General features: G+C 71.6%; 10 protein-coding genes and 2 pseudogenes. 3 read left to right on the forward strand and 9 right to left on the reverse strand.

Going from position 1 to position 12,853, the window contains the following annotated elements:
- A partial coding sequence (locus tag AB0M52_RS20510) for an NAD(P)/FAD-dependent oxidoreductase (protein ID WP_363955873.1) occupies window positions 1–1,245 on the forward strand: 1,245 nt, incomplete at its 5' end.
- Between the two features lie 71 nt (window positions 1,246–1,316).
- Here the strand turns inward: AB0M52_RS20510 and AB0M52_RS20515 are convergent.
- The gene (locus tag AB0M52_RS20515; RefSeq protein ID WP_363955876.1) at window positions 1,317–2,900 is read right to left on the reverse strand and encodes a Rieske 2Fe-2S domain-containing protein; all 1,584 of its coding nucleotides are present in this window, start codon (window positions 2,898–2,900) and stop codon (window positions 1,317–1,319) included.
- Window positions 2,901–3,127: 227 nt separating this feature from the next.
- On the opposite strand from AB0M52_RS20515, the gene AB0M52_RS20520 reads away from it, so the two are divergent.
- Window positions 3,128–3,349 (forward strand): DUF2631 domain-containing protein, encoded by a 222-nt coding sequence (locus tag AB0M52_RS20520; RefSeq protein ID WP_363955878.1) that lies wholly within the window; start codon window positions 3,128–3,130, stop codon window positions 3,347–3,349.
- Between the two features lie 60 nt (window positions 3,350–3,409).
- Here AB0M52_RS20520 and AB0M52_RS20525 read toward each other — a convergent pair whose 3' ends face one another.
- The 8 genes and pseudogenes from AB0M52_RS20525 to AB0M52_RS20560 all read right to left on the reverse strand — a co-directional run bounded on the left by AB0M52_RS20525 (window position 3,410) and on the right by AB0M52_RS20560 (window position 12,232).
- Complete coding sequence (locus AB0M52_RS20525) at window positions 3,410–4,480, reverse strand: DivIVA domain-containing protein (protein ID WP_363955880.1); 1,071 nt, start codon at window positions 4,478–4,480, stop codon at window positions 3,410–3,412.
- A gap of 31 nt (window positions 4,481–4,511) precedes the next feature.
- Window positions 4,512–5,663 carry a 23S rRNA (adenine(2503)-C(2))-methyltransferase RlmN gene (gene rlmN / locus AB0M52_RS20530; RefSeq protein ID WP_363955883.1) on the reverse strand — a complete coding sequence of 384 codons (1,152 nt, stop codon included), beginning with the start codon at window positions 5,661–5,663 and terminating at the stop codon, window positions 4,512–4,514.
- Between the two features lie 104 nt (window positions 5,664–5,767).
- Complete coding sequence (locus AB0M52_RS20535) at window positions 5,768–7,255, reverse strand: phosphatidate cytidylyltransferase (protein ID WP_363955892.1); 1,488 nt, start codon at window positions 7,253–7,255, stop codon at window positions 5,768–5,770.
- Window positions 7,256–7,562: 307 nt separating this feature from the next.
- Entirely contained in the window at window positions 7,563–8,120 is a 558-nt protein-coding gene (frr, locus tag AB0M52_RS20540) for a ribosome recycling factor (RefSeq protein ID WP_131304500.1), read from the reverse strand.
- A gap of 80 nt (window positions 8,121–8,200) precedes the next feature.
- Window positions 8,201–8,968 carry a UMP kinase gene (gene pyrH / locus AB0M52_RS20545; protein WP_111215933.1) on the reverse strand — a complete coding sequence of 256 codons (768 nt, stop codon included), beginning with the start codon at window positions 8,966–8,968 and terminating at the stop codon, window positions 8,201–8,203.
- 154 nt (window positions 8,969–9,122) lie between these two features.
- Window positions 9,123–9,950, reverse strand: a complete 828-nt coding sequence (tsf, locus tag AB0M52_RS20550; protein WP_363955886.1) for a translation elongation factor Ts — start codon at window positions 9,948–9,950, stop codon at window positions 9,123–9,125.
- Window positions 9,951–10,084: 134 nt separating this feature from the next.
- Complete coding sequence (gene rpsB / locus AB0M52_RS20555) at window positions 10,085–10,960, reverse strand: 30S ribosomal protein S2 (protein WP_363955889.1); 876 nt, start codon at window positions 10,958–10,960, stop codon at window positions 10,085–10,087.
- Window positions 10,961–11,295: 335 nt separating this feature from the next.
- Window positions 11,296–12,232: pseudogene (locus AB0M52_RS20560) on the reverse strand (hypothetical protein).
- A gap of 181 nt (window positions 12,233–12,413) precedes the next feature.
- On the opposite strand from AB0M52_RS20560, the pseudogene AB0M52_RS20565 reads away from it, so the two are divergent.
- A pseudogene (locus tag AB0M52_RS20565) lies at window positions 12,414–12,758 on the forward strand (YraN family protein); the annotation flags it as partial.
- Window positions 12,759–12,853: the final 95 nt, after the last annotated feature.

Below are 12,853 nucleotides of genomic sequence, written 5' to 3' on the forward strand. Positions count from 1 at the left end.
CTCGCCGAGTTCTTCTCCCCCGCCGACGTGGCCGCCGACGACGCGTTGCAGGCCGAGCTGGCCGCGCTGCGCGAGGACCTCGCGCCGGCCTGGCTGACCGAGCCGCTGCCGGTGGAGGAGACCGCCGCGCGCTACGTCCGGCCCGAGCTGCAAACGGTCTTCGTGGACCTGGTACGCGGCTCGGTCGCCGACTACTTGGCCCGCTTCGACTTCCGCTCCGAGCTGCTGGTCAGCATGTACGCGGTCACCGACGGCCTGTCCGGTCTCAACGCCGGCCCGGACGACCCCGGCACCGGGCACAACTTCCTGGTGCACAACATGTGCCGGCTGCCCGGCTCGGGCGGTACCTGGATGATCGCCGAGGGCGGCATGGGTACGGTGTCGCGCACCTTCGCCGACGCGGCCCGCGCCTCCGGCGCCCGGATCGTCACCGGCGCGCCCGTCACCGCGATCACTCTGGACGGCGGCGCGGCCAGCGGGGTGGTGCTCGCCGACGGCCGGGAAGTCACCGCCTCCGTGGTGCTCGGCGCCTGCGACCCGTACCGGCTGATGGGGCTGCTGCCCGACGGCGCGCTGCCGACCACGCTGGCCGACCGGATGGCGGCGGTCCGGCGCACCGGCACCACGCTCAAGCTCAACCTGGCGCTGCGCGGCCTGCCCCGCTTCTCCTGCCTGCCCGAGGGCGCGCCGAGCCCGTTCGGCTCGACCATCCACCTGCTGCCCGGCTCGGCGTCGCTGACCGGTGGTGGGGGCGAGCCGCCGATGGCGGCGCTGCGCGCCATGTGGGCCGACGTGCAGGCCGGGCGGCTGCCGGCGGAGCCGACCATCGAGTGGTACCTGCACACCACCGTCGACCCGTCGCTGGCCGACCCGTCCGGACACCACTCGTCGGCGCTGTTCGTCCAGTCGGTGCCGTACGAGCTGGCCGGCACCACCTGGGACGCGGCGCTGCCCGGCTACGTCGAGAAGCTGGTGGAGATCTGCGAGCGGTACGCCCCGGGCACCGGTGACCTGATCGCCGACGCGGTGCCGCTGACGCCGCCCGGCATCGAGGCGCACTTCGGCATCACCGGCGGGCACATCCACCACGTCGACAACACCGTCTCGTTCGCCGACCGGATGCCGTACGCCACCGGCGTCGACGGGGTGTACGCGGGCAGCGCCGGCTGCCACCCGGCCGGCAGCGTGATCGGCGCCGCCGGCCACAACGCCGCCCAGCGCATCCTCGCCGACCTCGGCCGCTGAGGGGTAAGGAAGGGCCCCTTATTAACGCCTGGCGTACTAAAAGGGGCCCTTCTTAACAGCGGGCACGGGCGTCAGTCGGTCGGCTGGGCGATCGCCGGGGCCGGGGCCTCCTCGCCGACGCGGTGCGCCCGGACCTTGTGGCCGACACTGGTCAGGCACCGGCCGCTGGGCAGGTCGAACCGCCAGCCGTGCAGCTGGCAGGTGAGCTGGTCGCCGTCGACGATGCCGAACCGGCTCAGGTCCGCCTTCAGGTGCGGGCAGCGCCGCTGCACCACCCAGTCGCCCAGGGTGATGTCCTCGGCGTCGACGGCCCGCTCGTGCTCGTCGTACCAACCCTCCGCGTACTGGAGGCGCTCCGTGGAGAGGCACTTGAAAAAGGCGTACACGAACTCGTTGTACTGCCCGATCCGGGCGGCGGAGAACCGGCAGGACAGGAAGAGCGAGTTGACCCAGTCCACCTCGCCGATGTGCAGCAGGTGCTCCACCAGCGCCCGCTCGGTACGGAACCGGTAGCGCACCTTCTCGTCCGCGTACGGCCGCACCTGCTTGCCCGGGAAGTCCACCACGATCGACTCGACGCTCTCCCCGTCGTAGCCGACCAGGTCGAACCGGACCGGGCCGCCCACACCCTTGGCCAGGTAGATCGACTCGTCCAGCAGCGGCTCGACCCGCCGCTTCATCTCCTTGAGCACGTCGACCTCGGGGTGCCGCCAGGACGCCTTCTCCGCCTCGATGACCGGCCGCTTGCGCTCGCGCATCTCCTCAAGGTGGGCGACCTTGTTGGCGAAGAACTCCTCGATCGGCTGCGGGTGGGTGGTGGTCGCCCCCTCGGTGGTGACCTCCGCGACGCTGCCCGGCAGCAGCACGATGCCGTTGCTGCCGCCGACCTTGGCGTACTCGGCCAGGAAGACCGACTGGTCGGGGAAGATGTTCCCCTCGTCGTCGAAGATGTCGTTGAACTGCCACAGCTCGTCGTCGAGGAAGCAGGGCGGGCCGGCGATCGGAAAGACGTGGTCGGCCTTCAGGTCGTCGATGTAGCGCCAGGTGCGGTCGAACTGACGGTCCCGCTTCTGCTTGCCGAACGCGGTCTTCGCCGCCTGCGGCAGCTCGTAGACCATCGGATACCAGATCGCCCCGGAGAACTGCAGCATGTGCGCGTGCACGTGGCCCAGCTCGGCGAAGACGCTCAGGTCGGTCGGGCGGGCGTCGTTCTGGTTGAGCAGCCGGACCCCGTCGTACTCCACCCAGAGCGAGGAGTCACCGATCGGGCCGTCGGTCGGGCTGGTCAGCGCCTGGATCATGACCTTGAGGCCACCGTCCAGCTCGATGATCTCCTCGTTGCGGGTCTTCAGGAACTTCGTGAAGCCCAGCTCGCGGAACTCGTCCTCCATCTCCGAGGTGGGGAACTCGGGCAGCAGCACGGTCGCCTTCTTCGACACGTACCGCTTCAGGTGGGCCGCGTCGAAGTGGTCCCGGTGCAGGTGGGAGACGTACAGATAGTCGACGTCGCCGAGGGCCTCCCAGTCGAGCTGGGAATTGTCGGGGAACGGGAACCAGGAGGCGAAGTAGGCCGGGTTGACCCACGGGTCGCACAGGATGCTGCCCGCGGCAGTGTCGATCCGCATGCTCGCGTGCCCGGTACCGGTCACTCGCACCGCAGTTCCCCCTCAAAAAAGACAGACAAAGGCGTACGTCAGAACGCTACCGGAGGCAGTCTGGTCTACGCCCCGCGACGCCGCCATACCCGCCCGCCCCGCCGGGACGGGCCGAAGGTCCCGGGTCGGTGGACCCGGCCCGGCCAGGCAGGTCCGCCCCGCCGCAGGTCCCTGCGTGGGGGACGTGCCAGACTAGCCGGAGATCCGAACGCGAGGAAGGACCGACAGTGGCGGGAAGCGAGCCGGTAACTTCGCCAGACCAGCACAAGCCCGGGCACCGGAAGGCCGGGCGGATCGGTGCGGTACTCACCGCGCTCGTGCTGCTGGCAATGCTCTGCGGCAACCACGAGGGCAGGGTCGAGGACATCTGGCTGATCGGCCTGGCCGCGCTCCTGCTGCTCATCGTGATCGGCGACGTGGTGCTGCGCCGCAACGGCCTGCGCTCCTGATCTGACACGCGCGAGTGCCCGCCCCCGATCCCGGGAGCGGGCCCTCGTCGTCGTGGTGTCTCAGCGGCCGAAGAGGATGTCCTGGACGTTCTTCAGCGCGGCGTCGACCTCGGCCTCGAAGTAACCACCCTGCACCAGCCCGAAGCGCAGCGTGTCCAGGTCCTTCGGGTTCACCGGCATCTGGTTACGCCCGGCCATCCCGCCGAGCAGGCTCTCGAAGAACCGGTCCACCTGGTCGGGGTCGTACCCGCTGCCGAACCGGCGGACCTGGAAACTACGCCGGATCTGGTCCACCCGGTAGAGGTCGCTGCCAGGCGGACCGGCCATCGGCGGTCCGCCCATCGACGGCCCGGCCATCGCCGGCGGGCCCGCCATCGGCGGGGGCCCGCCCATCGGTGGCCCACCGAGCGCCTGCTGCGGCATACCGGGCGGTCCCGCAGGGCCGCGGCGCGGATCCCGGTCCGGCAGGGCCCGCATCTCCGTGGTCATGTCGGCGCGACCACGCCGGCCCGCCTCGAAGCCGTCGAAGCGCTGCTCGTCCGGCGGGCCGTAGCCGCCCGGCCCATCCGGAGGCCCGTAGCCGCCCGGACCGGCGGGCAGGCCCCGCGGCGGTGGGCCGCCGTGACCCATCGGGCCACCGGGCGGACCCATCGGTCCGCCGGGGCCACGCGGCGCGTCGTACCCGCCGCGGGGGGCGTCGTACCCACCGGCGAAGGCGCCGGTCGGCTCGTCGTAGCGGCCGTAGGGCGGGCCGGCCTGCGCCGGCATCGGCCGGGGCGGCATCGGCGGCTGCGGCACCGGGGACATACCACGGCCGTCGCGCATCGGCGGGCCCATCCGGTCCGGCGGACCCATCCGGGGGTCGCCGCCGGCCCGGCCGGCGCTGCCGCGCTCCTCCAGCTCGGCCAGCTGCCGCTCGACCCGGTCGAGGTGCAGGTCGACCTGCCACTCGTCGTAGCCGTTGAAGCGAACCCGGAAGACGACGTCGTGGACCTCCTGCGAGGCCACCGGGGCTCCGACCGGCTGACCCGCCAGGGTCGCCTCGACCCGGTCCAGGAAGGCGTCCACCTCGTCAACCTTGTATCCCCGGCGGAGCGCCTTACGCCGGAAACGCTGACCCTGACTCGCCACTATGTCTCCTGGTCTCGTTCGCCACGCCCGGTCACGCCGACATCTCCCCGACCGGGTCGGTGCCACTGTCCTCCGCGGCGGCCAGCTGCCCACACGCTCCGTCGATCTCGCGACCTCGGGTGTCCCGCACCGTGGTAGACACCCCGGCGTCGCGCAACCGCCGGACGAACTCCCGCTCGACCGGCTTCGGGCTCGCGTCCCAGCGGCTGCCCGGAGTCGGGTTGAGCGGGATCAAGTTCACATGGGCCAGCTTGCCGGCCAGCAGCCGGCCGAGCAGATCGGCTCGCCACGGCTGGTCGTTCACGTCCTTGATCATCGCGTATTCGATCGACACACGACGCCCCGTGCGAGTCGCGTAGGCCCAGGCTGCGTCCAGCACCTCGGACACCTTCCAGCGCTGGTTGACCGGCACGAGTTCGTCGCGCAGCTCATCATCGGGGGCGTGCAGCGACAGCGCAAGAGTCACCGAGAGGTCTTCGCTGGCCAGTCGGTGGATGGCCGGCACCAGCCCGACCGTGGACACGGTGACGTGCCGCTGGGACAGACCGAGGCCCTCCGGGGCCGGTGCGACCAGCCGACGGATCGCGGCGACCACCCGGTTGTAGTTCGCCAGCGGCTCCCCCATGCCCATGAAGACCACGTGTGACAGCCTCGGCGGCGACCCCGACACCGCGCCGGAGGCGGCCACGCCGGCCAGGTAGACCGCCTGGTCCACGATCTCCGCGGTGGAGAGGTTGCGGGTCAGACCGGCCTGGCCGGTCGCGCAGAACGGGCACGCCATCCCGCAACCGGCCTGGCTGGAGATGCAGACGGTGACCCGGTCCGGGTAGCCCATCAACACGCTCTCCACCAGCGACCCGTCGTGCAGCCGCCAGAGCGCCTTGCGGGTCGCGCCGTCGTCGCAGGCCAGCTCCCGTACCGGGGTGAGCAGCCGGGGCAGCAGCTGGTCGGCCAGGCGCTCCCGGGACGTCGCCGGCAGGTCGGTCATCTGCGCCGGGTCGCGCACCAGTCGGCCGAAGTAGTGGGTGGAGATCTGCCGGGCCCGGAAGGCCGGCTCTCCGAGCCCGGTGACCAGGGCTTTCCGGCCGGCCAGGTCGAGGTCGGCGAGGTGCTGTGGGGGCATTGCCGCCCGGCGCGCGCCGGGCGCGTCCGGGTCGACCGGGATCATGGGCAGGCTCGTCATGGCCTGTCCAGTCTGGCACGCCCAGCTCGGAACGTACCCGTCCGGAGGTGGCGGATCCGCTCTGGCCGCCTCCGCGACCCGGATGCGCCGGCGTGATCCATGCCTCAGTTCACCGCCGGTACGAAGACCACGAGCAGCAGGTACCCGGTCGGTACGGCGAACAGGACCGAGTCGAGCCGGTCCATCAGTCCGCCGTGCCCGGGCAGCAGGTTGCTCATGTCCTTCACGCCGAGATCCCGCTTGATCATGGATTCGGCGAGGTCGCCGAGGACCGCCGCGGCCGAGACCGCCACCCCGAACACGGCACCCCACCAGGGGGCCACGTCGAACAGCAGCCAGAGCAGCACGGCGCTGCCCAGCGCCGCGGCGCCGACCGAGCCGGCGAGGCCCTCCCAGGACTTCTTCGGGCTGATCGTCGGCGCCATCGGATGCTTGCCGAAGTTGGCGCCGGCCGCGTACCCGCCGGTGTCGGAGAGCACCACGGCGACCAGGGTCACCAGCACCCGCAGGTCCCCGTCCGGGGACGCCGCGAGCAGGGCGGCGAAGCCGCCGAGGAAGGGTACGTACACCGCGATCAGGGCGGCGGCGGTCATGTCCCGCCGGAGACCGGCCAGGCCGTCGCCGAGCCGCCAGACCAGCGCGCCCGCGACAGTGACCAGCAGGCCCAGCATGAGCGCGTCCAGGCCGGCGAACCAGGCCAGGGTGACGGTGAGCACCCCACCCGCGATCAGCGGCACCAGCGGCACCTCGGCGCCACCGCGGCGTACCGCCCGGGACATCTCCCAGATACCCACGCCGAAGGCCACGACGATCACCAGCAGGAACGCCAGGGGGTAGAGGAACAGTGGCAGCAGAACCGCCGCGCCCAGGCCCACGCCGACCGAGATGGCCGCCGGCAGGTTTCGCCCGGCCCGGCCCGCCGCCTGCTGGGTGGCCGGCCGACCGGCACCCGCCCGCCGCCGGCCACGGTGGCGCCGGCCCGGCGAGGGCTCGGCGTCGGGTTCCGCGGCCTCCTCGGCCGGTACCGGGGCCAGTTGGGTGGTCGGCGCGTCGTCGTGGTCTCGGCCGTCGCCGACCCGCACCGGCGCCAGCTGCGCCGTGGGAGCGTCCTCGTGGTCCAGGTCGCGGCGCCCGTTCGCCCCGGTCGGGGAGCGGTCCCGACCGCCGTCGTAGGGGCCACGCCGGTCCCGGTCGTCGTCGTACGGCTCGTGCGGGTCCCGGTCGCGGTCAGGTGGGCCATACAGGTCCCGGTCGCGGTCGTACGGACCGTGCAGTTCCCGGTCGTCGTACGGACCACGCACGTCCCGGTCGTCGTACGGATCAGGCAGGTCCCGGTCGTCGTACGGTCCGCGCCGGCCGCCGAACCCTGCATCGGGCGGGCCGCCCCGGTCCTCCGGGTGTCGGGCGTACGGGCGGTCGGCCTGCGGTCGAAGGTGGCTACGCGGCTCGGCGTACAGCTCAGGGCCGGAGTGCGAGTCCCGGGCCCACCGGCCGGGTTCGACGTCCGGTTCCGGCCAGGGCAGCGGGGCGGGCCGGTCCGGGCGGTCCCAGCCGCGGGCCTCGGCGCCACCGTAGGGGTCGAGGTGGGACATCACGCACCGGACGAGAGCGGTACGAGATCCACCACTTGACGCACAGCCACTACCATCCCCTACCCGCGCGAGGCGCTCCGTCTGATTTGCCGGCCCGTCGGCTTGCCGATCCCCACCGTTCATCGCCGGGTCGCCGGGAATCGTGCCGAGCCTACTGCACCCGCCCGCCCGGTAGGACGTACCAGTACCCACCCACTGCCGCGTTGATCATGAAGTTGTAGCCATGACACGCCGTTGACGCGGGCAATGACTTCATGATCAACGCGGGCGGCTGAAGGGGGTACGGGGGCCGGGTGAGGGTGGAGGGTCAGACCTCCAGCAGCTCGGCTTCCTTGTGCTTGACCAACTCGTCGACGTGCGCCACGTACCGCTGGGTCAGGTCGTCCAGCTCCTTCTCCGCGCGGCGGCCGTCATCCTCGCCGACCTCGCCGTCCTTGACGAGCCGGTCCAGCTCTTCCTTGCCCTTGCGGCGGATGTTGCGGATGGCGACCTTGGCTTCCTCACCCTTGTGCCGGGCGACCTTGATCATGTCGCGGCGGCGCTCCTCGGTCATCTGCGGGAGCAGGATGCGCAGCTGGTTGCCCTCGTTGTTCGGGTTGACCCCGAGGTCCGAGTCGCGGATCGCCTTTTCCATGGCGTTGATCTGCGAGTTGTCGTACGGCTTGATGATGGCCATCCGCGGCTCGGGGATGCCCACCGACGCCATCTGGGTCAGCGGCGTCGGGCTGCCGTAGTAGTCAATGATGATCTTGGAGAACATGGCCGGAGTGGCGCGACCGGTGCGAATGGCGCCGAACTCCTCCTTGGCGTGCTCGACCGCACGCTCCATCTTCTCCTCGGCCTCGAGGAGGGTGTCGTCGATCACCGGTCTCCTCGCCTCCTTCTTGTGCTCGTCGTGGGCTTGTCGGGTCACCGGGACCGCCGAGGTCACCGTCGGCGGTCAGCTCAGGTGGTGATCAGCGTGCCGATCTTCTCGCCGCCCACCGCCCGGACGATGGTGTCGTCGCCCTGCGCGCCGAAGACCAGCATCGGCAGGCCGTTCTCCATGCAGAGGCTGAAGGCGGCCGCGTCGGCGACCCGGAGGTTGCGGCGCAGCACCTCGGAGAAGGTGATCGAGTCGAACTTGCTGGCGCTCGGGTCGATCCGGGGGTCGGCCGTGTAGACGCCGTCGACGCCGTTCTTGCTCATCAACACCACGTCCGCGTGGATCTCCAACGCGCGCTGGGCGGCCACCGTGTCGGTGGAGAAGTAGGGCATGCCCGCCCCGGCACCGAAGATGACCACGCGGCCCTTCTCCAGGTGCCGGATCGCCCGCAGCGGAATATAGGGCTCGGCGACCTGCGCCATCGTGATGGCGCTCTGCACCCGGGTCTCGATGCCCTCCTTCTCCAGGAAGTCCTGGAGGGCGAGGCAGTTCATCACGGTGCCGAGCATGCCCATGTAATCCGCCCGGGCCCGGTCCATGCCCCGCTTCTGCAGTTCCGCGCCGCGGAAGAAGTTGCCGCCGCCGACCACCACGGAGACCTGGACACCGCGGCGCACCACGGTGGCGATCTGCCGGGCGATGGCCTGGACGACGTCCGGGTCGACGCCGATCGCGCCGCCGCCGAACACCTCGCCGGAGAGCTTCAGCACCACCCGCCGGGCCCGGCCGGGCGGCGGTGCCGTCGGATCGTCCGCCGCCAGCGTCCGGTCACTCACAACCTGCGTCATCCGCCCGTCCTTCCCCCACTGCCGCGCCCGGGTGCGCGTACCTGCCGTTGCCGACCTTATGGGACGAGGAGGCCGCGGTGCCTGTCGCGTACACCGGCGGCCTCCTCGTCTCGTCGTTGCTCAGCCCACGGGCGCGGCGCGCCCGGCAGGCGGCTCAGGCCTGGCCGACCTCGAACCGCACGAAGCGGGTGACCTCGATGCCGGCCTCCGCCAGCACCTGCTTCACCGTCTTCTTGTTGTCGGTGACCGACGACTGCTCCAGCAGGACGAAGTCCTTGAAGAAGGAGTTCACCCGACCCTCGACGATCTTCGGCAGCGCCGCCTCGGGCTTGTTCTCCTCGCGGGCGGTCTGCTCGGCGATGCGCCGCTCGGACTCGACGACCTCGGCCGGCACCTCGTCCCGGGTGAGGTACTGCGGACGCATCGCGGCGATCTGCATGGCCGCGCCGCGCGCGTCGGCGTCGCCCGCCTCGTCGGTCTTGCCGGCGTACTGCACAAGCACGCCGACCGCCGGGGGCAGGTCCTGGGCCTTGCGGTGCAGGTAGACCGCGACGGTGCCGTCGAGCTTGACGAACCGGTTCAGCACCAGCTTCTCGCCGATCTTGGCGGACTGCTCCTGGACCACGTCGGCGACCGTACGACCGTCGATCTCGCTGGCCAGCAGCTCCTCGGCGTTGCTCACGCCCGCGCGCTCGCCGTGCTCGACCAGCTGCTGGGCCAGCACGACGAAGGCCTCGTTCTTGGCGACGAAGTCGGTCTCGCAGTTGAGCTCGAGCAGCGCCTGGCCGGAGTGGGCGATCAGGCCGTTGGCGGCGGTGCGCCCGGCCCGCTTGCCGACGTCCTTGGCGCCCTTGACGCGCAGGATCTCGACGGCCTTGTCGAAGTCGCCCTCGGCCTCGGTCAGCGCCTTCTTGCTGTCCATCATGCCGGCGCCGGTCAGGTCGCGGAGCTTCTTGACGTCCGCGGCGGTGATCTGGGACATGGCTCTCTCTTCGGTATTGAGACTGCGATGGAATGGTCTGAGGTGCCGGTTACCCGATTCCGGGCGGTTCGTGCCCGGCCTACCCGCCGCCGGCCACCATCAGCGAAACGGACGGTGGCCAGGCGGCGGCGGGGTCACTGCCCGGAGACGGCCGCCGACTGCTCGGCCGACTGCTCGGCCGGCTGCTCGGCCGGCTGCTCGGCCGGCTGCTGCTCGTCGGCCTTCTTCGGCTCCTCGAGCAGCTCGCGCTCCCACTCGGCCAGCGGCTCGTCGGCGGCGACGCCCGCCTCCGGCTTCTCGTCGCCGCCCCGGCGACGACCGGAACGGGCGATCAGGCCATCGGCGACGGCGGCGGCGATGACCTTGGTCAGCAGCTCGGCCGAACGGATCGCGTCGTCGTTACCCGGGATCGGGAAGTCGACCTCGTCCGGGTCGCAGTTGGTGTCGAGCACGGCGATCACCGGGATGCCCAGCTTGCGGGCCTCGTCGACGGCGATGTGCTCCTTCTTGGTGTCGACCACCCAGATCGCGGCCGGCACCTTCTGCATGTCCCGCAGGCCACCCAGGGTGCGGGACAGCTTGATCTTCTCGCGGGAGAGCTGCAGGGTCTCCTTCTTGGTGTAACCGGCGGCGGTGCCGCTCAGGTCACCGAGGGCCTCCAGCTCCTTCATCCGCTGCAGCCGCTTGTACACCGTCTGGAAGTTGGTCAGCATGCCGCCGAGCCAGCGGTGGTTGACGTACGGCTGGCCGACCCGGGTCGCCTGCTCGGAGATCGCCTCCTGAGCCTGCTTCTTGGTGCCCACGAAGAGGATGCTGCCGCCCTCGGCCACCGTGTTGCGCACGAACTCGTACGCCTTCTCGATGTAGTCGAGGGTCTGGCGCAGGTCGATGATGTAGATGCCGTTACGCTCGGTGAAGATGAAGCGCTTCATCTTCGGGTTCCAGCGCCGGGTCTGGTGCCCGAAGTGAACACCACTCTCCAGCAGCTGACGCATGGTCACGACGGCCATCGTTTGCACTCCTTGCGGTCCCTGGTTGTCCCGCCCGGCCGGCGGCCGGGCGTCCTGGCGCCCGGTCGACGGCCATGATGGGCCCGACCGGGTCGGGACCAGGGAGGCCGCCACCCCACGAGATTCGTGGAGAGGGCACGCGAGGTCGACCGCACGAGGCGGTCGCCAGTCGACCAGTGTACGCGCTCTCCCCGCCGGCCCACCTCCGGGTGCAAGGAAGGGCCCCTTCTTAACGCCTCCGGTAGAGGAAGGGGCCCCTGTTAACACCTCGGATCCGAGCACCGGCGTCGAGGAGCGGGCCCGGGACGGGCCCGCTCTCCGACGATCGTCTCCGCTCAGCCGGCGGCCAGCGCCGCGGCGAGGAAGAGCGCCAGTCCGACGGTCAGGTACGCCGTCGGCGGTCGCAGCCAGCCCCGCGCGCCGTCGGTCAGCGAGAACCCGGTGGTGCGCAGCCCGTACAGGCCGGCCGCGAAGATCGGCAGGCCGCAGACCAGGAACGTGCCCACCAGCACGTCGGCGGCGGAGACCGGGTCCGCGGTCGCCCCGTGCAGCAGCACCCGCAGGGCGGGCCCCTCGAAGACCAGAACCAGCACGGCGAACAGCACGGCGAGCACCGGCCGCCGGCTCCGGTAGACCCCGTCGCCGGCCGGCAGCCCCGCCTGCGCGCCGGCCTGGTACCCGGCCTCCCCGCCGGCCTGGTAGCCAGCCTCCCCGCCGACCGCCGGGTACCCGGCCTCGCCCGCCGGCAGGTCACCCCGGGGGGTCACCGGCGGCATCGGCCCGGTCGGCTGCTCCAGCGGATTCGCCGGCTCCGTTGCCCGCTTGGCCTCGACGATCGGGTACCCGGCCAGCGGGGCGGGCCGGGTCGGATCGCCCGCCAGCGGAGCCCCGCTGGTGGGCAGGCTCGCCTCCCGGGCGGCACGGCGACCGGGACGATCGGCGGGCAACTCACCGGAGACGTCCGGATCTCCCGATTCGGCCCGCCGGGCGCGCGACGCCCGGTAGCGCTCGGTCTCCACCGGGGCGTCCCCGAGCGGGTCGGTCACGCCGAAGCGGCGAGGCGAGGCGTACCGGTCGTCGTCGTCACTGCGCTGCTCGGGAGCCACCCGCGGCTCGTCGTCGCGGTAGCGCGCCTCCGCCGCGCCACCCCATTCCGGGTCGCCGTAGCCCTGGTCGCGTTCACCCGGGTACCAGCGCGACTCCTGATCATCGGCAAAGCTGCGTCGTCCGTCCACGCCCGGCACCGTATGCGACGGGCCCGCCGGGCGCCATCCGGCCCCGACCCTGGCCAGAGGGCAAAGGGCCATTTCGACCGGGTACGGAGAGTAAGGGGCCGATTCGTCGCCTAGCACACCGAGTGCATGATCGTTTGTCCGTCCACAGCACCTTCGGTCGTCCACAGGTCGCGCCGGTCGGGTCGCCTGGACGGCGCGTACCGAGCAGGGTGCCGGTCATGACCAAGCGGAACCAGGCGGTGGGCGGGTACGGCGAACGGTGCGCCGTCCGGCACCTGATCGAGGCGGGCCTGCGCCCGGTCGCCCGGAACTGGCGCTGCCCTTCGGGAGAGATCGACATCATCGCCTGGGACGGGCCGGTGCTCGCCTTCTGCGAGGTGAAGACGCGCCGCAGCGCGAAGTTCGGCACCCCCGCCGAGGCCGTGGTGCCGCGCAAGGCACGCCGGCTGCGCGGGCTCGCCGCCGCGTGGCTGGCGGCCACCGGCACCACCGCCGACGAGGTCCGCTTCGACGTCATCTCGGTCCTGCTGCCGGGCACCGGCCGGGCCCGCGTCGAGCACCTCACGTGGTGCTCTTCGGCGCGGCCATGTCCGCCGTGCCGAAGGAGATCTACGAGGCCGTCATGCTCGACGGCGCCGACCGGCTCACCACCCTGTGG

It is taken from the genome of Micromonospora sp. NPDC051296 (assembly GCF_040682255.1).
In the GTDB taxonomy this organism is placed as follows: Bacteria; Actinomycetota; Actinomycetes; order Mycobacteriales; family Micromonosporaceae; genus Micromonospora; species Micromonospora craterilacus.